The organism is Pseudomonas sp. Z1-29, assembly GCF_051131995.1.
GTDB lineage: Bacteria > Pseudomonadota > Gammaproteobacteria > Pseudomonadales > Pseudomonadaceae > Aquipseudomonas.
This window is the reverse complement of record NZ_CP071645.1, coordinates 4,723,328-4,742,687: the sequence shown is the minus strand read 5'-3', so window position 1 is coordinate 4,742,687 and position 19,360 is coordinate 4,723,328. Positions and strand designations below refer to the sequence as shown.

Annotated in this window: 23 protein-coding genes; 20 read left to right on the top strand and 3 right to left on the bottom strand. The window is 59.8% G+C overall.

Annotated elements, in window-relative coordinates; translation table 11 throughout:
- Nucleotides 1–3 precede the first annotated feature (3 nt).
- Nucleotides 4–921 carry a putative 2-dehydropantoate 2-reductase gene (locus J3P84_RS21635; protein ID WP_434625747.1) on the bottom strand — a complete coding sequence of 306 codons (918 nt, stop codon included), beginning with the start codon at nucleotides 919–921 and terminating at the stop codon, nucleotides 4–6.
- 143 nt (nucleotides 922–1,064) lie between these two features.
- On the opposite strand from J3P84_RS21635, the gene J3P84_RS21630 reads away from it, so the two are divergent.
- Together J3P84_RS21630 and J3P84_RS21625 are read left to right on the top strand one after the other, a co-directional pair.
- Nucleotides 1,065–1,550, top strand: coding sequence for a YajQ family cyclic di-GMP-binding protein (locus J3P84_RS21630; protein WP_003205057.1), 486 nt, complete (start codon nucleotides 1,065–1,067; stop codon nucleotides 1,548–1,550).
- A gap of 143 nt (nucleotides 1,551–1,693) precedes the next feature.
- A complete protein-coding gene (locus tag J3P84_RS21625) occupies nucleotides 1,694–2,536 on the top strand; it encodes a mechanosensitive ion channel family protein (protein WP_434569633.1) in 843 nt (280 codons plus the stop codon).
- Nucleotides 2,537–2,628: 92 nt separating this feature from the next.
- Here J3P84_RS21625 and J3P84_RS21620 read toward each other — a convergent pair whose 3' ends face one another.
- Nucleotides 2,629–3,957, bottom strand: coding sequence for an OprD family porin (locus J3P84_RS21620; RefSeq protein WP_434625745.1), 1,329 nt, complete (start codon nucleotides 3,955–3,957; stop codon nucleotides 2,629–2,631).
- 818 nt (nucleotides 3,958–4,775) lie between these two features.
- Between J3P84_RS21620 and J3P84_RS21615 the strand changes: the two genes are divergently transcribed.
- Both J3P84_RS21615 and J3P84_RS21610 read left to right on the top strand, forming a co-directional pair.
- Nucleotides 4,776–5,201, top strand: coding sequence for an HIT family protein (locus J3P84_RS21615; RefSeq protein WP_434625743.1), 426 nt, complete (start codon nucleotides 4,776–4,778; stop codon nucleotides 5,199–5,201).
- A 3-nt stretch (nucleotides 5,202–5,204) separates the two neighbouring features.
- Nucleotides 5,205–5,411 carry a SlyX family protein gene (locus J3P84_RS21610; protein ID WP_420765260.1) on the top strand — a complete coding sequence of 69 codons (207 nt, stop codon included), beginning with the start codon at nucleotides 5,205–5,207 and terminating at the stop codon, nucleotides 5,409–5,411.
- 70 nt (nucleotides 5,412–5,481) lie between these two features.
- On the opposite strand, the gene J3P84_RS21605 is transcribed toward J3P84_RS21610, so the two are convergent.
- On the bottom strand, nucleotides 5,482–6,087 hold the full coding sequence (locus J3P84_RS21605) for a cold shock domain-containing protein membrane protein (protein WP_434625741.1): 606 nt from the start codon (nucleotides 6,085–6,087) through the stop codon (nucleotides 5,482–5,484).
- A 397-nt stretch (nucleotides 6,088–6,484) separates the two neighbouring features.
- On the opposite strand from J3P84_RS21605, the gene J3P84_RS21600 reads away from it, so the two are divergent.
- The 16 genes from J3P84_RS21600 to queE all read left to right on the top strand — a co-directional run bounded on the left by J3P84_RS21600 (nucleotide 6,485) and on the right by queE (nucleotide 19,359).
- Nucleotides 6,485–6,958, top strand: a complete 474-nt coding sequence (locus J3P84_RS21600; RefSeq protein ID WP_305496408.1) for a Dps family protein — start codon at nucleotides 6,485–6,487, stop codon at nucleotides 6,956–6,958.
- A 204-nt stretch (nucleotides 6,959–7,162) separates the two neighbouring features.
- On the top strand, nucleotides 7,163–7,504 hold the full coding sequence (locus J3P84_RS21595; RefSeq protein ID WP_434602954.1) for a ribbon-helix-helix domain-containing protein: 342 nt from the start codon (nucleotides 7,163–7,165) through the stop codon (nucleotides 7,502–7,504).
- Nucleotides 7,505–7,622: 118 nt separating this feature from the next.
- On the top strand, nucleotides 7,623–7,844 hold the full coding sequence (locus J3P84_RS21590; RefSeq protein WP_003178589.1) for an FmdB family zinc ribbon protein: 222 nt from the start codon (nucleotides 7,623–7,625) through the stop codon (nucleotides 7,842–7,844).
- A 74-nt stretch (nucleotides 7,845–7,918) separates the two neighbouring features.
- On the top strand, nucleotides 7,919–9,694 hold the full coding sequence (aspS, locus tag J3P84_RS21585) for an aspartate--tRNA ligase (RefSeq protein WP_434625739.1): 1,776 nt from the start codon (nucleotides 7,919–7,921) through the stop codon (nucleotides 9,692–9,694).
- Between the two features lie 117 nt (nucleotides 9,695–9,811).
- Nucleotides 9,812–10,558 (top strand): YebC/PmpR family DNA-binding transcriptional regulator, encoded by a 747-nt coding sequence (locus tag J3P84_RS21580; RefSeq protein ID WP_305496404.1) that lies wholly within the window; start codon nucleotides 9,812–9,814, stop codon nucleotides 10,556–10,558.
- Nucleotides 10,559–10,710: 152 nt separating this feature from the next.
- Nucleotides 10,711–11,235 carry a crossover junction endodeoxyribonuclease RuvC gene (ruvC, locus tag J3P84_RS21575; protein WP_305496403.1) on the top strand — a complete coding sequence of 175 codons (525 nt, stop codon included), beginning with the start codon at nucleotides 10,711–10,713 and terminating at the stop codon, nucleotides 11,233–11,235.
- A 115-nt stretch (nucleotides 11,236–11,350) separates the two neighbouring features.
- Nucleotides 11,351–11,959 (top strand): Holliday junction branch migration protein RuvA, encoded by a 609-nt coding sequence (gene ruvA, locus J3P84_RS21570; protein WP_434569629.1) that lies wholly within the window; start codon nucleotides 11,351–11,353, stop codon nucleotides 11,957–11,959.
- Nucleotides 11,960–13,021, top strand: a complete 1,062-nt coding sequence (gene ruvB / locus J3P84_RS21565; protein WP_003178599.1) for a Holliday junction branch migration DNA helicase RuvB — start codon at nucleotides 11,960–11,962, stop codon at nucleotides 13,019–13,021.
- 128 nt (nucleotides 13,022–13,149) lie between these two features.
- Complete coding sequence (ybgC, locus tag J3P84_RS21560) at nucleotides 13,150–13,617, top strand: tol-pal system-associated acyl-CoA thioesterase (protein WP_030140799.1); 468 nt, start codon at nucleotides 13,150–13,152, stop codon at nucleotides 13,615–13,617.
- Complete coding sequence (tolQ, locus tag J3P84_RS21555) at nucleotides 13,607–14,302, top strand: protein TolQ (protein ID WP_305496399.1); 696 nt, start codon at nucleotides 13,607–13,609, stop codon at nucleotides 14,300–14,302. The genes ybgC and tolQ overlap by 11 nt, the downstream gene beginning before the upstream one ends.
- Before the next feature lie 23 nt (nucleotides 14,303–14,325).
- Nucleotides 14,326–14,778 carry a protein TolR gene (tolR, locus tag J3P84_RS21550; RefSeq protein WP_162254906.1) on the top strand — a complete coding sequence of 151 codons (453 nt, stop codon included), beginning with the start codon at nucleotides 14,326–14,328 and terminating at the stop codon, nucleotides 14,776–14,778.
- Nucleotides 14,778–15,857 (top strand): cell envelope integrity protein TolA, encoded by a 1,080-nt coding sequence (gene tolA, locus J3P84_RS21545; RefSeq protein WP_186611664.1) that lies wholly within the window; start codon nucleotides 14,778–14,780, stop codon nucleotides 15,855–15,857. The genes tolR and tolA overlap by 1 nt, the downstream gene beginning before the upstream one ends.
- A complete protein-coding gene (gene tolB, locus J3P84_RS21540; protein WP_370870988.1) occupies nucleotides 15,854–17,155 on the top strand; it encodes a Tol-Pal system beta propeller repeat protein TolB in 1,302 nt (433 codons plus the stop codon). The genes tolA and tolB overlap by 4 nt, the downstream gene beginning before the upstream one ends.
- A gap of 52 nt (nucleotides 17,156–17,207) precedes the next feature.
- A complete protein-coding gene (gene pal, locus J3P84_RS21535; protein WP_003178634.1) occupies nucleotides 17,208–17,705 on the top strand; it encodes a peptidoglycan-associated lipoprotein Pal in 498 nt (165 codons plus the stop codon).
- Between the two features lie 6 nt (nucleotides 17,706–17,711).
- On the top strand, nucleotides 17,712–18,545 hold the full coding sequence (gene ybgF / locus J3P84_RS21530) for a tol-pal system protein YbgF (RefSeq protein WP_434569627.1): 834 nt from the start codon (nucleotides 17,712–17,714) through the stop codon (nucleotides 18,543–18,545).
- Nucleotides 18,546–18,711: 166 nt separating this feature from the next.
- Nucleotides 18,712–19,359 (top strand): 7-carboxy-7-deazaguanine synthase QueE, encoded by a 648-nt coding sequence (gene queE / locus J3P84_RS21525; RefSeq protein ID WP_434602956.1) that lies wholly within the window; start codon nucleotides 18,712–18,714, stop codon nucleotides 19,357–19,359.
- Nucleotide 19,360 lies beyond the last annotated feature (1 nt).

The window sequence follows — 19,360 nt, the reverse complement described above, 5'->3', positions numbered from 1 at the left end:
TGCTCAGTCGCTGGGCAATCCGAGGTTGTCCAAGTGGGCAATCAGGCGCTGGCGCATCTGTTCAAGATGCGGCACCGCCACGTCATGGCGCCGCGCGACGGCGCAGGCATGGCCGAGCAGATAGCCGATTTCGGTACGTCGCCGGTTGGCAACGTCCTGGTACATGGAGGAATAGTTGGCGGCTGTGGCCTGGATCACCCGTTCCACCTCCGACTGTAAATCCTCGGCCGCCGCCGGCTGGCCGCAGCGTTCGAGCAGATCGGCGAGCTCCGCACAAAGGGTTGCCACTTCGCAGCGGTGTTCCTGCAAGCCACCGTTCTTGCATTGATGCAGTACCGTCAGTGGGTTGATTGCGCAGTTGAGCGCCAGTTTGCGCCACAGGCGGGTGAGGATGTCGGCGCTCCACTGGTGGGGAATGCCGGCCATGCCCAGGTCATCCAGCCAGACCGGCGCCACCGGCTGGGCGGGGTCGCCCAGCCAGGTGTAGCCGTGGCCGGCGAACACCACGCGCCAGTCACCGTCGCGAAACGCGCCTTCGGTGCTGGAGGCGCTGATACAGCGGGCCTGGGGGACGCGGTTCGCCACGGCGTCCTGGCTGCCGAGGCCGTTCTGCAGCAGGATCAGTTCGCTCTCGCCATCCAGGCGATGGGCGACCGAAGCCACAGCCGCCTCCGCGTCATAAGCCTTGCAGGCCAGCAGCAAGCGTTTTATCGGTTCGAGGCCCTGCGCGGTTTCGCCTGGCACCGGGTAACACTGCGCCTGGCCTTGTTCCACCAGCGTCAGCCCTCCGGCCTCCCGGTAAGCCTGCAGCCGCTGTTCATTGCGCAACACCAGCCGCACCGGCAGGCCGGCCCGGGCCAGGCGCGTCGCCCACAAGGTGCCGAGGCTGCCGGCGCCCAGGACGTGCCAGGTGGTGGACATCAGTTTTTTACTCGGTTTGGCGCAGGCATCTGAGGCGCTCGCGGTAACGACGGGAAAAGACCCGTTATAATGAGCCCGATTTCAACCACAAGCCAAGTGCGCGCCTTTGTCATGAGCGCGCCTTTTTATTTGGAGAACACTACATGCCGTCATTCGACGTGGTATCCGAACTGGACAAGCACGAAGTCACCAACGCCGTTGAAAACGCCGTCAAGGAACTCGACCGTCGGTATGACCTCAAGGGCAAGGGCAGTTTCGAGTTCAAGGAAAAGGACCTGACCGTCAACCTGACCGCCGAGGCCGATTTCCAGCTCGAGGCGATGATCGAGATCCTCAAGCTGGCGCTGGTCAAGCGCAAGATCGACGTGCAATGCCTTGAGGTCAAGGATGCCTACGCCTCCGGCAAGCTGATGAAGCAGGAAGCCGTGCTCAAGGAAGGCATCGACAAGGAACTGGCCAAGAAAATCGTCGCTCATATCAAGGACGCCAAGCTCAAGGTCCAGGCCGCCATCCAGGGCGAGCAGGTGCGTGTCACTGGCAAGAAACGTGACGACCTGCAAGAAGCCATCGCCGCGCTGCGGGGCAAGGAATTCGGCATGCCGCTGCAGTTCAACAACTTCCGCGATTGACCCCTCGGTTATAGGGAACCACTGTGGCGAGGGAGCTTGCTCCCGCTGGGCTGCGTAGCGGCCCCTTTGGTGGGTGCTGCGCCCCCAAGCGGGAGCAAGCCCCCTAGCCACAACCGCGTGCAACAGGAACAAAGGAGAATTAGATGGACTTGAACGCTGAAGTAGATCACCTGGTCAAGGCCTCCCAGGCCTGGATACCGATGATCATGGAGTACGGCAGCCGCGTGTTGCTGGCAATTGTCACCCTGGCCATCGGCTGGTGGCTGATCAACAAGGTCACCCAGAAGCTCGGGGCGCTGCTGGCCCTGCGTAACGCCGACCTCGCGCTGCAAGGCTTTATCAGTACCCTGGCAAACATCATTCTGAAGATCCTGCTGATCGTCAGCGTCGCCTCGATGATTGGTGTGGAAACCACGTCCTTCGTCGCGGCCATCGGTGCGGCAGGCCTGGCGATTGGCCTGGCCTTGCAAGGCAGCCTGGCGAACTTCGCCGGCGGCGTGCTGATCCTGCTCTTTCGTCCGTTTCGCATCGGTGACTGGATCGAGGCCCAAGGCGTAGCCGGAACGGTCGACAGCATCCAGATCTTCCACACGGTCCTGCGTACCGGTGACAACAAGACGGTCATCGTGCCCAACGGCAATCTGTCGAACGGCATCATTACCAACACCAATCGCCAGCCGACCCGCAAAGTGGTGTTCGACGTGGGCGTGGATTACCAGGCTGACCTGCAAAAGGCCCGGGAAGTGTTACTGGAGTTGGCCAAGGATGAACGGGTGTTGACCGATCCTGCACCTGAGGCGGTGATCTCCACCTTGGGCGACAGCTCGATCACTGTTTCGCTGCGCATCTGGGTGAAGACGGCGGACTACTGGAACGTGATGTTCATGCTCAATGAACAGGCGCGTGACCGCTTGAAAGATGCCGGTATCGATATTCCGTTTCCACAGCGTGTGATCCGAGTGGTTCAGGAATCTGCATCGGTCTGACCGATTTGATTTCCGGTCAAGCTTCAGCGCAATAAAAAAGGCCCATCCGAAGATGGGCCTTTTTTTGATTACCGCAAACTGACTTTCGGCAATTACAGAACCGAAATCGGGTAGTCGACGATCAGGCGGAACTCTTTGATGTCGCCTTCACCTTCGTCAGCGTTAGCGTAGTGCCAGGCTTGACGAACACGGAAGGAAAGATCTTTTGCCGGGCCAGACTGAACAACGTACTTGGCTTCGAAGTTGGTTTCGTTGTGCTTGCCGTCTTCACCGTACAGACCAGCGTAAGGGCTGCCTGCAGGAGTGTTGGTACCGTCGATGTCCCAACCTTTGACGTAACGGGTCATGAAGCTCAGACCAGGAACACCGTACTCAGCCATCTTGATGTCGTAACGGATCTGGGCAGATTTCTCGTTAGGCGCGTTGAAGTCGGAGTATTGGATGGAGTTGGCGAGGAAGATCGAGTCGCCGCCACGGTTGTTGGTACCTACACCGATGTAGTCGAACGGGGTGTCGCCGTTGACCTTCTGGAAGGCAACAGTAACGGTGTGCGCTTTCAGGAACGAGAACGCCGCAGCCAGGGAGAAGGTGGTGTTGCTGATGTCACCGGCCTTGGCGCTGCCAGTGTCGGAGGTACGGTAGATGTTACCGTCCAGGTTCAGCGACTGATCGCCACCCATTGGGATGGTGTAGTTCAGGTTGCCGTAGTACTGGTTCCAGATATCTTCCAGCTGGGCGCCGTAGACCGATGCGCTCAGGTTTTCGCTGATGGCATATTTGCCGCCTGCGTAGTCGATCGAGCTGGCTTCCACGCCAGCGTAGGTAGCCCACAGGCCGCCATCACGTGCGTTACGGTCCTGGCTGGTACCCGAGTAGAAGTGACCGGCTTCGAGGTCAAGGTCTTTGACTTCGCTGCTCTGCAGTTGGAAACCGCTGGCAGTCTGAGGCAGGACACGGGAGCCGCCAACCGCAAACACTGGAGCGGTGCTTGGCTGCATGTCGCCGATTTTCAGCTCGGTCTTGGAGACGCGGAACTTGATGGCTGCGCCGGCTTTGCCCTGGCTGTCGTTGACTTCGCCATCGGCGTCGCGGCTCATGTTGCCGGTGCCGCCAGTGCCGTCACCGCCGTCCAGTTTCAAAGCCAGGTAGCCGAATGCATCTACGCCGACGCCTACTGTGCCTTGGGTGTAGCCGGAGCTGAGGTTGCCCCAGATGCCTTGGGTCCAGTCTTTCTGATCGGTAGCGCCATCTTTCCTATCACGGTTGAAGTAATAGTTGCGCAGCAGCAAATCGAACTTGGCGTCTTCAACAAAGCCTTTGGCTTCAGACTGGTCACTTACGAAAGGTGCGGCCGTAGCCATTTGAGTACTGGCTGCTGCAGCAACGGCCAGTGCGATCATGCTCCACTTCATCACGCGCATCGTGATTTGCTCCTTTGGTTTTAAGAGTACTGCCGTCCCACCTGTTTTTTTATCTGGGCGGCTCTTTCTTTTTGTGTCGGCGCAAACTTATATCACGCCGACATTCTTTGGCGACACTTGCCCATTCAACCTTTCAGCTTCTTTACGACCATGTCGCCAATGGCTCGATCCATGTCGCATTTCAGCTGAACCGAGGCGTCCGAACTGACAACTTCAGAGTTGTTCTATTGGGTTCGCCATCGGTGTAAAGAGTCCCTGGTTGCTACGCTTGATGCTCCTGAGGGCAGCCTTGCCACTTTAATTTTCGAGCCTGCAGGTTTCGCTTCCGGCGATACCCTGTAGACGATGTTGGGATGAATGCAACAAGCATGCACAAATCCGGTTTTCTTTTACATTTTTTTCACATTTTAGCTGCGGTTGCGGTGAAACCTCATGAAACCGGGCTCCAAAGGCCTTGTTTTAAATGGGGTTGACTGCTGGGCAGCTGCCATGTTTGAAGCGGGTAAACCGCGCCGGACAACCAAAAACGTTACCGGTTCACCCCTTCGGTGGGTAAAACGCGGATGCTTCGTGCACAGAGCGTAGACGCATTGTGCTGTTTTGGTGCAAAAAATCTTCCAGCTGTACGAAAACCGCACAGGGCTTGTGTCTGCTCAGCTTAAGGTGCGCCGTTAAAGTACCGGTGCGCGGTATTGGTGCGCAAAGACGGTGCGCAGTGAACGTTCCGGCATTCACAGGTATGCTGGCCTCCTGTGCTCGGGCGGGCCTGCGGGCTGCCAGCTCGATCGCAATCGATCAATGAGCGAGGAGTACGCGCGGTGTTTGCCCTAGATCCACGACTGCAACAAGACACATTGCCTATCGGCGATTTCCCGCTGTGCCGTTTGCTGTTGTCCAATGATTCCAATTACCCGTGGTTCATTCTCGTGCCGCGCCGGGAAAATATCAGTGAATTGTTTCAATTGGATGACGCCGATCAACAACAGTTGTGGAAAGAAACCACGGCACTGGCTGAAACCCTCAAGGACTCGTTCGATGCCGACAAATTGAATGTTGCAACCTTGGGTAACGTTGTCAGTCAATTGCACATGCATGTGATCGTGCGCAAGCGAGAGGATGCCGCATGGCCTGCGCCGGTGTGGGGCAAGCATCCGGCACAGCCTTATGATGCCGGGCAGGTAAGCGTCATTCGTGAACGCTTGCGAGCGGTCCTGACCGATGATTTCAAGTTCCTGGAGGGCTGAACCATGAACCTTGAAGAGCGTGTAACCGACCTTGAAAGCCGCCTGGCGTTTCAGGACGACACCATCCAGGCATTAAACGACGTGCTGGTGGAGCAGCAGCGAGTTGTCGAACGTCTGCAGCTGCAGATGGCGGCGTTGCTCAAGCGTCAGGAGGAAATGGCCGGCCAGTTCGAATCTTTTGAAGAAGATGCGCCGCCACCGCATTACTGACCGGGGCCGAACGGCAGGCGATAAAAAACCGCGAGCAGCCTGGCTGCATCGCGGTTTTTTTACGCCTGGATCAGCGGCGCGGCAGCGCGGCGATCACATCTTCGGCCTGCAAGCCTTTGTCACGGTGCATGACGGAAAACTCCACGCGCTGGCCTTCGACCAGGACGCGATGGCCTTCGCCACGAATGGCCCGGAAATGCACAAAAATGTCATCGCCGGAGTCGCGGGAGATGAAGCCGAACCCCTTGGAGGTGTTGAACCACTTCACGGTACCGGTATCACGGTTGGACATGTCGTAGTTCTGCGGCGCGGCGGCCGGCGACGACTTCTTGTAGAAGCTGATGGCCAGGTGCAGCAGCACAGCGAGCAACGCGGCGGCCAGGCTGGAAAGAATGGCGGGTTGGCCGCCGATTTCCGGCATGGGCGCCAGCAGGGTCAGTGTTTGCAGGGCGACGGCCAGCACCAGCAGGGCGCTGACAAGGTTTTGCAGTTGATGACGTGGACCTTTGTTCCAGTAAGGGATGACGGGTGCCAGGGTCAGGTTGAGCAGGCCGAAAAAGGCCAGGTACAGCGCGTCGGGATGTTGCAGGTAAGGTGTGGCTTCGGAACCCAGGCTAGGGATGAAGGACAGCAGCAGGGCAGCTGCGCCCATTAGCAAGTGGACGATTTTCAACATTTTGATTGGCTCACGGTTAAGACAGATCACAAGGAAGAGCTGGTCGGGGGCGGTTCGCTTCAGAACAATGAGAGGCGTAGGAACACGTACCCGAATCAGCCTATGCGCGACGCCCGGAAAAATAGGCGTAGCGACACACTGCCTATTTAACAGCAAAGCCCCGGCCTTCTCAAACTCGTTACGGGCCCGTGACACGCTGTTCGTCGGCCGAAAAGCGCCGGCGGGGCGCTTGAAGATGGTCGGCAAAGGAGCTTGAATTTTCCGCTGCGCCGGAACCCTCCGCCATCCCGGCTTGTCGGTTCAGGAGGGCTGGCGATTAGTCGCAGGCTACAGATGGCGACACCCGCTAGAGTGCAATGGCCGCTGTCGAATTCATCACCGTCAGGAGATCAAACACATGGCAATTGATATCGGTATCAGCGAAGAAGATCGCAAGTCCATCGTCGACGGGCTTTCGCGCCTGTTGTCGGACACCTACGTGCTTTACCTCAAGACCCATAATTTCCATTGGAACGTCACCGGGCCGATGTTCCGTACCCTGCACTTGATGTTCGAGGAGCAGTACAACGAGCTGGCGCTGGCGGTGGACCTGATCGCCGAGCGGATCCGTGCCCTGGGCTTTCCGGCGCCGGGTGCCTACTCGGTGTATGCGCGCCTGTCTTCCATCAAGGAGGAGGAAGGCGTGCCTGGCGCCGAGGACATGATCCGGCAACTGGTCGAAGGCCAGGAGGCGGTGACACGTACGGCCCGAGGCATCTTTCCTTTATTGGACAAGGTCAGCGACGAGCCGACCGCCGACCTGCTGACCCAGCGCATGCAGGTTCATGAAAAAACCGCCTGGATGCTGCGTTCGCTGCTGGACGAGCGGTAATCCGCAATTGGGTGATGGTGCCGCCATTGGCATCATCGCCTGCGGTCCGGGGTAGGACGGAGTCATTCGTCCTCGGGCTACTGTTGTCATCTCCTACGCTGATGGGCAAAAAGTCATCTGGAGCTTGCGCTCGAGTTGAGCTTCCATAGAGCCACAGGCCGCTTGGCCTGACTGAGGCTCGTATGGCAAAGGAGTGTCAACGGTATGATTCAAGGAAAAGCACCCAGGGGCGGTGCAGGCGGGCGCCTCAAGTCCGTCAGCATCGACCCGTTCGTCAGTGGGTTCGATATGCAACTGGCCCGGCCCCTGGCCCGCTCCATCCGGCTTAACGGGTTCGCCACCTGTTTACGCCTTGAGCAAGTCTATTGGGATATTCTCGGCGATATGGCCCAGCTCAACAGTTGCTCCGTCAGTACCTTGCTCTCCCATGTGGATCGGGAGGTGCAGTTGCGTCACGGCGGCGTGCGCAATTTCAGCGGGCTGGTGCGTGTTGTCTGCGTGGTGCACAGCCTGAAGGATATGGGCACCGATCATCGCGAGGCCTAGCCCTCTCACCGCCTGTGCGGTCTTACGGCTGCACAGGCCGCATTTAATGGATATAATCCCGCTCTTTGCCGCAAAGCCCGGGTTTTGCGTGAATAACCTGATTGCCGAGACAACCCCCATGCCGATGTACGACTATCAATGTGCTTCCTGTGGTCATCAGATGGAAGCCATTCAAAAAATCAGCGCGGCACCGCTGGTCGATTGCCCTGCCTGCCAGGCGCCGGAGCTGAAAAAGATGCTGTCCATGCCAGGTTTCCGCCTCGGCGGCACCGGCTGGTATGAAACCGACTTCAAGACCGGTGCCAAGAAGAACCTGGCCGGTGGCGACAAGGCTGACTGAGTTGAACACGCGCGGGTTCTTGCACGGCAGGGCCTCCAACCGAATTTCGAATTACGAGAAGTGAAACCACTACCATGATGCGCAGCCATTATTGCGGCCAACTGAACGAAAGCCTGGAAGGTCAGGAAGTTACTCTTTGCGGATGGGTTCATCGTCGCCGTGACCATGGCGGGGTGATTTTCCTCGATATCCGTGATCGTGAAGGCCTGGCCCAGGTAGTGTTCGACCCCGACCGCGCGGAAACCTTCGCCACCGCCGACCGCGTACGCAGCGAATACGTGGTCAAGATCACCGGCAAGGTGCGCCTGCGTCCGGCCGGCGCCGGCAACGCCAACATGGCGTCCGGCATGATCGAAGTGCTGGGCTACGAGCTGGAAGTGCTGAACGAAGCGGAAACCCCGCCGTTCCCACTCAACGAATATTCCGACGTAGGCGAGGAAACCCGCCTGCGCTATCGTTTCATCGACCTGCGTCGCCCGGAAATGGCCGAGAAGCTGCGCCTGCGTTCGCGCATGACCACCAGCATCCGTCACTACCTGGACGAGAACGGCTTCCTCGACGTCGAGACGCCGATCCTGACCCGTGCCACGCCGGAAGGCGCCCGCGACTACCTGGTGCCGAGCCGTACCCACCCCGGCAGTTTCTTCGCCTTGCCGCAATCGCCACAATTGTTCAAGCAGTTGCTGATGGTGGCCGGGTTCGACCGCTACTACCAGATTGCCAAGTGCTTCCGCGATGAAGACCTGCGTGCCGACCGGCAGCCTGAATTCACCCAGATCGACATCGAGACCAGCTTCCTCGACGAAAAAGACATCATGGGCCTGACCGAGGGCATGATCCGCAACCTGTTCCGGGAAGTGCTGGGTCTTGAGTTCGGCGAATTCCCGCACATGACCTTCGAAGAGGCCATGCGTCGCTACGGTTCCGACAAGCCTGACCTGCGCAACCCGCTGGAATTGGTGGACGTCGCGGACCAGCTCAAGGAAGTCGAATTCAAGGTCTTCAGTGGTCCGGCCAACGATCCGAAATGCCGTATCGCCGCCCTGCGTGTTCCAGGCGGCGCCAGCATGCCGCGCAAGCAGATCGACGATTACACCAAGTTCGTCGGCATCTACGGTGCCAAGGGCCTGGCGTACATCAAGGTCAACGAGCGCGCCGCCGGTATCGACGGCCTGCAGTCGCCGATCGTCAAGAACATCCCGGAAGCCAACCTCAACGTGATCCTCGATCGCGTGGGCGCGGTCGATGGCGACATCGTGTTCTTTGGCGCCGACAAAGCCAAGATCGTCAGCGAAGCCCTGGGCGCGCTGCGCATCAAGCTGGGTCACGACCTGAAACTGCTGACTTGCGAGTGGGCGCCGATGTGGGTCGTCGACTTCCCGATGTTCGAGGAAAACGACGACGGCAGCTTCTCTGCCTTGCACCACCCGTTCACCGCGCCGAAGTGCTCGCCTGAAGAGTTGGAGGCCAACCCGGCCGGCGCATTGTCCCGTGCCTACGACATGGTCCTCAACGGCACCGAGCTGGGCGGCGGTTCGATCCGTATCCATCGCAAGGAAATGCAACAGGCAGTGTTCCGTCTGCTGGGTATCAGCGAAGCCGAGCAGGAAGAGAAGTTCGGCTTCCTGCTGGACGCTTTGAAGTACGGTGCGCCGCCCCACGGTGGCCTGGCCTTCGGCCTGGATCGCCTGGTGATGCTGATGACCGGCGCCCAGTCGATCCGCGAAGTGATCGCATTCCCGAAAACCCAGAGCGCGGCCGATGTCATGACCCAGGCTCCGGGCGTGGTGGATGCCAAGGCGCTGCGCGAGTTGCATATCCGTTTGCGTGAACAGCCAAAGGCTGAGTAAGGCCGGCACCTGAGGGCGCATCTTCGGATGCGCCTTTTCATTGGGGTCGATATTTCCGATTGCTGGCTGCCGCGCAAGCGGGGCGGGCAATGTTTCAAAGAAAAACCGGAGCGAGTTATGGCAGGTCATTCCAAGTGGGCGAACATCAAGCACCGCAAAGAACGTCAGGATGCCAAGAGGGGCAAGATCTTTACCAAGTGGATCCGTGAGCTGACGGTCGCGGCCCGCCAGGGTGGCGGCGATCCGGGTTCCAATCCGCGCTTGCGCCTCGCGCTGGACAAGGCGCTGGGCGCAAACATGAGCCGCGACATCATCGACCGGGCCATTGCCCGTGGCGCGGGCGCCACCGAGGCCGACAACGTCGAGGAGCTGACCTATGAAGGCTACGGCCCGGGCGGCGTGGCGGTCATGGTCGAGTGCATGACCGACAACCGCAACCGCACCGCTGCGGCCGTGCGCCATGCTTTCAGCAAATGCGGTGGCAACCTGGGGACCGACGGTTCGGTGGCTTATCTGTTCGAGCGCAAGGGGCAGATCAGCTTCGCGCCAGGCATCGATGAAGATGCGCTGACCGAAGCGGCGCTGGAAGCCGATGCCGATGACGTGGTCAGCCACGAAGACGGTTCGTTCGACGTGTTCACCTCGTTCGCCAGCTTCTATGCCGTGCGTAATGCCCTTGAAGCTGCCGGTTTCAAACCGGTCGACGCGGAAATCGTCATGCAGCCGACCACCAGTGCCGAACTCGACCTGGAAGGCGCCGAGAAGGTGCTCAAGCTGATCGACATGCTTGAAGACCTGGACGATGTGCAGAACGTTTATTCCAACGCCGATATTCCGGAGTCGGTGGCTGAGCAACTGGGCTGATGGTTTTTATCCAATAGCATGAGTGCCAGGGTGGGAGCGAGCCTGCTCGCGAATGCGGTGTGTCGGCCGACCTTGATGTCGGATATGACGGCCTCTTCGCGAGCAGGCTCGCTCCCACCGTTCCAGGTAACCTCCTTCAAGCCGCAGGCGTTATGACTTTAATCCTTGGTATCGACCCCGGTTCGCGCATCACCGGCTACGGCGTGGTTCGCGATACCGGGCGTGGCTGCGTGTACGTTGCTTCCGGCTGTATCCGCACCGGTGCGGGCGAGTTGCACGAGCGCTTGCAGATCGTTTATCGCGGCGTGCGCGAAGTCATCCAGACCTACGGCCCGGTGACCATGGGCATCGAAAAGGTCTTCATGGCCCGCAACGCCGATTCCGCCCTGAAGCTGGGGCAGGCCCGCGGCGCGGCCATTGTGGCCGGCGCCGAGGAAAACCTGGAGATCGCCGAATACACCGCGACCCAGGTCAAGCAGGCCGTGGTAGGCACCGGCGCGGCAAACAAGGAACAGGTGCAGATGATGGTGATGCACCTGTTGAAACTGGTCAGCAAGCCGCAGATCGACGCCTCCGACGCCCTGGCCATCGCCATTTGCCATGCGCATACCCGTTCCAGCCTGCTGCCTCATGGTCTGGGAAGCGCACGCAGTCGTGGCGGGCGCCTGCGTCTCTGATAGCATCAGCGCATTCATTCATCAGCCCATGCAAGTTGCGCCTGTGTCGTCGGCCTTCCTGCCTGGGCTGTTATTCGCCAGCCAGCGGGCTGGCCAACGCCCAAGGATCTGAAACGTGATTGGACGCTTGCGCGGCACCCTGGCTGAAAAACAGCCGCCGCACCTGATTCTGGATGTAAACGGCCTCGGTTATGAGCTGGAAGTGCCCATGACCACCCTGTATCGCTTGCCGTCGGTCGGTGAGCCGCTGACGCTGCACACTCATCTGGTCGTGCGTGAAGATGCCCAGTTACTCTATGGTTTCTTCGCCAAGCGCGAGCGGGATTTCTTTCGCGAGCTGATCCGGCTCAATGGCGTCGGCCCGAAGCTGGCGCTGGCCTTGATGTCCAGCCTGGAAGTCGATGAACTGATTCGTTGCGTGCAGTCCCAGGACACCTCGGCGCTGACCAAGGTGCCGGGAGTCGGCAAGAAAACCGCCGAGCGCCTGTTGGTCGAGCTCAAGGATCGCTTCAAGGCCTGGGAAACGGTGCCGGCAATGTTCGCCCTGGTGCCGAACCAGCCGGATGCGCCGATGCCGGCGGTCAGCGCTGAAAACGATGCGGTCACCGCGCTGATTTCCCTGGGCTACAAGCCGCAGGAAGCCAGCAAGGCGATCTCCGCGATCAAGGAAAAAGGCTTGAGTACCGAAGACATGATTCGCCGCGCCCTGAAGGGAATGATTTAAGTGATTGAAGCCGATCGTCTGATCGCCGCCACGGGCGCGCCCCGTGACCGCGAGGAAATCCAGGACCGTGCGATTCGTCCCGTCAGCCTCGCCGATTACATTGGCCAGCCGACCGTGCGCGAGCAGATGGAGCTGTTCATCCAGGCGGCCCGCGGGCGCAGCGAGTCGCTGGACCACACACTTATTTTCGGCCCGCCGGGCCTGGGCAAGACCACCCTGGCCAACATCATTGCCCAGGAAATGGGCGTGTCGATCAAGAGCACGTCCGGCCCGGTTCTCGAACGGCCGGGTGACCTGGCGGCGCTGCTGACCAATCTTGAGCCTCATGATGTGCTGTTCATCGACGAAATCCACCGGCTGTCGCCGATCGTCGAGGAAGTGTTGTACCCGGCCATGGAGGATTTCCAACTCGACATCATGATCGGCGAAGGGCCGGCGGCGCGCTCCATCAAGCTGGACCTGCCACCCTTTACCCTGGTGGGCGCCACCACCCGCGCCGGGATGTTGACCAACCCGCTGCGCGACCGGTTCGGTATCGTCCAGCGCCTGGAGTTCTACAACAACGCCGACCTGGCGACGATTGTCAGCCGCTCGGCGGGCATCCTCGGGCTGCCCCTGGACCCTGACGGCGCCTATGAGATCGCTCGTCGGGCGCGGGGGACGCCGCGGATCGCCAACCGCCTCCTGCGTCGGGTCCGCGACTTTGCCGAAGTGCGGGCCAAGGGGCACATTACCAAGCCGATCGCCGACCTGGCCTTGAACCTGCTGGACATCGACGAGCGCGGCTTCGACCACCAGGACCGGCGCCTGCTGCTGACCATGATCGAGAAATTCGACGGTGGCCCGGTGGGCGTGGACAGCCTGGCGGCCGCCATCAGCGAAGAGCGCCACACCATCGAGGACGTGCTGGAACCGTACCTGATCCAGCAGGGCTATATCATGCGCACGCCCCGCGGACGCGTGGTGACCCGTCATGCTTATCTGCACTTCGGCTTAAACATCCCGACACGAATGGGTGAGATGCCGGTGGTAGACGAATTTCTCGATGCGGTGGACGATTGAGCCCGCTCTGTATCCCGACTTTTTTCCGCTTCGTGCTGTCCCAGACCACGCCTGGAGCGTCAATGCGTTCAAGAATGAAAAAACAGTTGCCTGGCCGGATTGGCAACCCGAGGAGTAAGCACTAGAGTATGCGCGCGCAAAACGGGCTTGAGTCGTTCGCACATCGCTGTCGCGTTTATTACGAGGACACCGATGCCGGCGGCATCGTTTACTACGTCAATTACCTCAAGTTTATGGAACGGGCTCGAACCGAACGGCTGCGGGAACTGGGTTTTGCCCAATCCGCGCTGGCAGGGGAGGACCTGTTATTCGTCGTGCATTCCAGCGAAGCGCGCTACCACGCGCCGGCGCGACTGGACGACGAGCTGGTGGTGACTGCCGATGTCATCGAATTGAACCGCGTCAGCCTGCGCTTCAAACAGCAGGTCAGGCGGGCTGCGGATAATGTGCTGCTCTGCGAAGGGCAGTTTTTGGTGGCCTGTGTGCGCACCCATAGTTTGAAACCCCGGGCCATTCCCGAAGCTTTACGCGCGGCCTTTGCCGGCGTGAGCGGCGCGGGTACACACTCAGAGCAGGAGATAAAGCGTGGAAGCTAACGTCGTCGACCATTCCTCCATGTGGAGCCTGGTCAGCAATGCCAGCGTCGTGGTGCAACTGGTAATGCTGATCCTGGTAGCCGCATCGGTGACCTCATGGATCATGATTTTTCAGCGCAGCAACATGCTGCGTGCCGGTCGCCGTGCCCTGGAGAGCTTCGAAGAGCGCTTCTGGTCCGGCATCGACCTGTCCAAACTCTATCGCCAGGCCGGCAGCAATCCGGACCCGGATTCCGGCGTCGAGCAGATCTTCCGTGCCGGCTTCAAGGAATTCTCCCGTCTGCGCCAGCAGCCGGGCGTAGACCCTGAAGCGGTTATGGAAGGTGTGGCCCGCGCCATGCGCGTCGCCATATCCCGCGAGGAAGAAAAACTCGAACAGGGCCTGCCGTACCTGGCTACCGTCGGTTCGGTCAGCCCGTACATCGGCCTGTTCGGTACCGTGTGGGGGATCATGAACTCGTTCCGTGGGCTGGCTTCCGCCCAGCAGGCGACGCTGGCCACCGTTGCCCCGGGTATCGCCGAGGCGCTGATCGCCACGGCCATCGGCCTGTTCGCGGCGATTCCGGCCGTGATCGCCTACAACCGCTTCGCGGCTCGCAGCGAAACGCTGACCAGCCGTTACTACACCTTCGCCGATGAATTCCAGGCGATCCTGCACCGCAAAGTGCACACCAGCGAAGAATAAGCAGGTATTTCCCGATGGCTTTAATCGCTCGAGCCCGAAACAAGCGCAAGCCGGTTGCCGAGATGAACGTGGTGCCCTACATCGACGTGATGTTGGTGCTGCTGGTCATCTTCATGGTGACCGCGCCGATGCTCAATCAGGGCGTGAAGGTCGATCTGCCCAAGGTTTCCAGCGAAGCCTTGCCGCAGGACAACAACACCCAGGTCCTGACCATTTCGATCAAGGCCGACAAGACCTATTACTGGAACCTTGGCAGCGAAGTCGACACCGAGAAGCAGCAGGACCGGGCCATGACCCTGCCGCAGATGACCGACGCGGTGACCAAGATCATCAATGCCGGCAACAGCAACGGCAAGCGCACCCAGGTCTTCATTCGCGGCGACAAGACCGTCGACTACGGTGCCGTGATGGGCGCCATGGGCGGCCTGCAGAAAGCCGGGGTCGGTAATGTTGGCTTGATCACCGAGGCGCCCTGATGCAGCAACAGCGAGAGCCGTCCGCCTCGGAAAGCTACTTCTGGCCTAGTGTCCTGGCAATCGGCCTGCATGTGCTGGTATTCGGCATGCTGTTCGTCAGTTTTGCCATGACACCGGAGCTGCCGCCGGCCAAGCCGATCGTGCAGGCGACCCTGTACCAGCTCAAATCGAAAAGCCAGGCCACCACGCAGACCAACCAGAAGCTTGCCGGCGAGGCGAAGAAATCCGCCGCGCGCCAGACCGAAGTCGAGCAGATGGAGCAGAAGAAGGTCGAGCAGGAAGCGGTGAGAGCAGCGGAACAAAAGAAAGAGGAAGCTGCTCAAAAGGCCGAAGAAGCCAAGAAGGCCGATGAGGCGAAAAAAGCGGACGAGGCCAAAAAGGCCGACGAAGCCAAGAAAGCCGACGAGGCGAAGAAAACCGCCGAAGCGAAAAAGGCAGAAGAGAAACAATTGGCTGATATAGCCAAGAAGAAAGCCGAAGAAGAAGCCAAGAAAGCCGCTGAAGAAGAGGCCAAGAAAGCGGCCGCTGAAGAAGCGAAGAAAAAGATTGTCGAGGACGCGAAGAAAAAAGCGGCCGAAGACGCCAAGAAGAAAGCTGAAGCTGAAGAGGCGAAAAAGAAAGTCGCCGAAGACGCGAAGAAGAAAGCCGCCGCCGACGCCGCCAAGAAGAAGGCCCAGGACGCAGCGCGTAAATCCGCCGAAGAGAAAAAGGCCCAGGCCCTGGCAGATTTGCTTTCCGACACGCCGGAGCGTCAGCAGGCCTTGGCCGACGAGCAGGGCGATGAAGTCGCCGGCAGCTTCGACGATCTGATTCGCGCCCGAGCGGCGGAAGGCTGGGCTCGTCCTCCTTCGGCGCGCAAAGGCATGACGGTAGTATTACAAATCGGCATGTTGCCCGACGGTACGGTTACCTCGGTCAGCGTGGCCAAGTCCAGTGGCGATGGTCCGTTCGACGCTTCGGCGGTCGCGGCGGTCAAGAACATTGGGCGATTGACGGAAATGCAAGGAATGAAGCCGAGCGATTTTGCTCCCTATCGTTCGTTCAAGATGACATTCACACCTGAGGATCTAGCCTTGTGAGAAACCTTCTTCGATCAATGCTTGTCGTTATCTGCTGCCTGGCAGGGATAGCGGTAGCAGAGGAAAAGAACATCCTGGTCACCAGCGGCAGCGACCGTGCGACCCCGATCGCCGTCGTTCCGTTCGGTTGGCAGGGCGGCAGCGTCCTGCCGGACGACATGGCGGAAATCATCGGCAACGACCTGCGCAACTCGGGCTACTACGCGCCGATTCCCAAGCAGAACATGATCAGCCTGCCGACCCAGGCCAGCGAAGTCATCTACCGCGACTGGAAGGCTCTTGGCGCCCAGTACATCATGGTCGGCAGCATCGTTCCGGCCGGTGGCCGCCTGCAGGTGCAGTACGCCCTGTTCAACGTCGCCACCGAGCAGCAAGTGCTGACCGGCAGCGTGTCGGGCAGCGTTGACCAGTTGCGTGACATGTCCCACTACATCGCCGACCAGTCGTTCGAGAAACTTACCGGCATCAAGGGCGCGTTCTCGACCCGCATGCTCTACGTGACCGCCGAACGCTTCTCCGAGAAAAATACCCGCTACACCCTGCAGCGCTCCGACTATGACGGCGCCCGCGCGGTGACCCTGCTGCAATCGCGCGAGCCGATCCTGTCGCCGCGTTTCGCCCCAGATGGCAAGCGCATCGCCTATGTGTCGTTCGAACAGAAGCGCCCGCGCATCTTCGTCCAACACATCGACACCGGTCGCCGCGAGCAGATCACCAACTTCGAAGGCCTGAACGGCGCGCCTGCCTGGTCGCCCGACGGTACGCGGCTGGCGTTCGTGCTGTCCAAGGATGGCAATCCGGACATCTACGTGATGAACCTGGCTTCACGCTCGATCTCCCGCGTGACCAACGGCCCGGGCATCAACACCGAACCGTTCTGGGGCAAGGATGGCTCGACTATCTACTTCACCTCGGACCGTGGCGGCAAGCCGCAGATCTACAAGACCAGCGCCGGTGGCGGTGGTGCCGAGCGCGTGACGTTCGTCGGTAACTACAACGCCAACCCTAAACTTTCGGCGGACGAAAAGACTCTGGTGATGATCCATCGCCAGGACGGTTTCACCAATTTCAAGGTGGCGGCCCAGGATTTGCAGCGCGGTAGCGTAAAAATCCTCACTGATAGCACTCTGGACGAGTCACCTACTGTTGCGCCCAACGGCACCATGGTAATCTACGCCACCCGCCAGCAGGGCCGGGGAGTCTTGATGCTCGTGTCCATTAATGGACGCGTGAGGCTCCCGCTTCCTACCGCTCAAGGCGAAGTCAGAGAACCGTCCTGGTCCCCTTACCTGAACTGACGCGGCGCAATACGTTTTACTTAACACACTGGGGTTCATTAGGAGTTTCACGATGGAAATGCTGAAGTTTGGTAAATTTGCTGCGCTGGCTCTGGCCATGGCTGTAGCTGTAGGTTGCTCGTCCAAAGGCGGCGACAACGCCGGTGAAGGCGCTGTTGATCCAAACGCTGGTTACGGCGCTAACACTGGTGCAGTTGATGGCTCCCTGAGCGAAGAAGCTGCTCTGCGCGCAATCACCACCTTCTACTTCGAATACGACAGCTCGGACCTGAAGCCAGAAGCCATGCGCGCTCTGGACGTTCACGCCAAAGACCTGAAAGCAAACGGCGCTCGCGTTGTTCTGGAAGGCAACACCGACGAACGTGGTACTCGTGAGTACAACATGGCACTGGGCGAGCGTCGTGCGAAAGCCGTTCAGCGCTACCTGGTACTGCAAGGTGTTTCCCCAGCTCAGCTGGAACTGGTTTCCTACGGCGAAGAGCGTCCAGTTGCTACCGGCAACGACGAGCAGTCCTGGGCTCAAAACCGTCGCGTCGAACTGCGTAAGTAATTCGTCATGCGAACGTGCCGTCGTGCTGTAACTGTTCTGGCTCTCAGCCTCGCGCCGCTTGCGGCGTGGGCTGCGGTTCCTGTGGTCGATAACGATGCCGGCTATAACAATAGCGGGAGCAGTTATCCGCCTGCAGGTTACGGTACGAACGGCGCCTATGCCGGGGGAGGGGTTTCGGCCCCTGTCTCGGCACAGGGCGAGCTGTTCAACCAACTGCAGCAAATGCAGGATCAACTTTCACGCCAGCAAGGCGCGATTGAAGTTCTGCAAAACGAAGTATCGCGCATGAAGCAGGAAAACCTGGAGCGATACCAGGATCTTGATCGGCGCATAGGAACCGGCGTTGCACCTGCCGCGACTCCTGAGAATTCTCCAGCCGGTGGCGACTTGAACGCCCCCGGTGCAGCCGCAGGCGCCGGGGCGAGTGCCCCGGCAGCACCTGCCGCCGGTGGCGAGCCGGCTGACCCGGCGAAGGAAAAGCTCTATTACGATGCTGCCTTCGACCTGATCAAAGCCAAGGATTTCGACAAGGCCAGCCAGGCCTTCGGCGCTTTCCTGCGTAAATACCCCAACAGCCAGTATTCGGGTAATGCCCAATACTGGCTGGGCGAAGTGAACCTGGCCAAGGGCGACCTGCAAGGCGCCGGCCAGGCGTTCGCCAAGGTCTCGCAGCTGTATCCCAAGCATGCCAAGGTGCCGGATTCGCTGTACAAGCTCGCCGATGTCGAGCGCCGCCTCGGTCATACCGACAAGGTAAAAGGCATTCTGCAGCAGGTGGTGGCCCAATATCCGGGTACCTCCGCCGCTCAGTTGGCCCAGCGCGATCTGCAACGCATGTAAGGCCGTTTGACCCGTTTTGAAGAAACCCGCGCCTGTCGCGGGTTTTTTCGTTAGAATTCACGCCCTTTTTCTGAAACACGCTTCCTGGGATCTACGCGTTGGCGGGGTTGCTTGAAGTGCCTGACGGAGGCGGACAGCCTGTTTAGCTGTTACGCCCGTGGCGACTATGCAAGACACATTGAGAATTACCGAAGTTTTTTACTCGTTGCAGGGTGAAACGCGGACGGCCGGGTTGCCCACTGTTTTTGTGCGCCTCACCGGTTGCCCGCTGCGTTGCCAATACTGCGACAGCGCCTACGCCTTCAGCGGCGGTACCTTGCGCACCCTCGATGACCTCGTTGAACAAGTCGCAGGTTTTCGTCCGCGCTATGTTTGCGTCACTGGCGGTGAGCCATTGGCACAACCCAATGCCATTCCTTTACTCAAGCGACTGTGCGATGCCGGCTATGAGGTCTCGCTGGAGACCAGCGGCGCCTTGGATATCTCGGCTGTCGATCCGCGAGTCAGTCGTGTCGTGGACCTGAAGACCCCTGGTTCGAAGGAGGCGCATCGTAACCGCTACGAGAACATGGAGCTGTTGACGTCCAACGACCAGGTCAAATTTGTTATCTGTTCGCGGGAAGATTACGACTGGGCGGTGTCCAAGCTGATCCAGTACGGACTCGATCAGCGCGCCGGCGAGGTATTGTTCTCGCCGAGTCACCACGACCTGAACGCCCGGGATCTGGCCGACTGGGTGGTAGCGGACAACTTGCCGGTGCGCCTGCAATTGCAGCTGCATAAATATCTTTGGAACGACGAGCCGGGGCGCTGAC

Coding starts and splice junctions, on each gene's coding strand:
- J3P84_RS21635 (WP_434625747.1), bottom strand. CDS start 921: ATGTCCACCACCTGGCACGTCCTGGGCGCCGGCAGCCTCGGCACCTTG.
- J3P84_RS21630 (WP_003205057.1), top strand. CDS start 1,065: ATGCCGTCATTCGACGTGGTATCCGAACTGGACAAGCACGAAGTCACC.
- J3P84_RS21625 (WP_434569633.1), top strand. CDS start 1,694: ATGGACTTGAACGCTGAAGTAGATCACCTGGTCAAGGCCTCCCAGGCC.
- J3P84_RS21620 (WP_434625745.1), bottom strand. CDS start 3,957: ATGCGCGTGATGAAGTGGAGCATGATCGCACTGGCCGTTGCTGCAGCA.
- J3P84_RS21610 (WP_420765260.1), top strand. CDS start 5,205: ATGAACCTTGAAGAGCGTGTAACCGACCTTGAAAGCCGCCTGGCGTTT.
- J3P84_RS21605 (WP_434625741.1), bottom strand. CDS start 6,087: ATGTTGAAAATCGTCCACTTGCTAATGGGCGCAGCTGCCCTGCTGCTG.
- J3P84_RS21600 (WP_305496408.1), top strand. CDS start 6,485: ATGGCAATTGATATCGGTATCAGCGAAGAAGATCGCAAGTCCATCGTC.
- J3P84_RS21595 (WP_434602954.1), top strand. CDS start 7,163: ATGATTCAAGGAAAAGCACCCAGGGGCGGTGCAGGCGGGCGCCTCAAG.
- J3P84_RS21590 (WP_003178589.1), top strand. CDS start 7,623: ATGCCGATGTACGACTATCAATGTGCTTCCTGTGGTCATCAGATGGAA.
- aspS (WP_434625739.1), top strand. CDS start 7,919: ATGATGCGCAGCCATTATTGCGGCCAACTGAACGAAAGCCTGGAAGGT.
- J3P84_RS21580 (WP_305496404.1), top strand. CDS start 9,812: ATGGCAGGTCATTCCAAGTGGGCGAACATCAAGCACCGCAAAGAACGT.
- ruvC (WP_305496403.1), top strand. CDS start 10,711: ATGACTTTAATCCTTGGTATCGACCCCGGTTCGCGCATCACCGGCTAC.
- ybgC (WP_030140799.1), top strand. CDS start 13,150: ATGCGCGCGCAAAACGGGCTTGAGTCGTTCGCACATCGCTGTCGCGTT.
- tolA (WP_186611664.1), top strand. CDS start 14,778: ATGCAGCAACAGCGAGAGCCGTCCGCCTCGGAAAGCTACTTCTGGCCT.
- pal (WP_003178634.1), top strand. CDS start 17,208: ATGGAAATGCTGAAGTTTGGTAAATTTGCTGCGCTGGCTCTGGCCATG.
- ybgF (WP_434569627.1), top strand. CDS start 17,712: ATGCGAACGTGCCGTCGTGCTGTAACTGTTCTGGCTCTCAGCCTCGCG.
- queE (WP_434602956.1), top strand. CDS start 18,712: ATGCAAGACACATTGAGAATTACCGAAGTTTTTTACTCGTTGCAGGGT.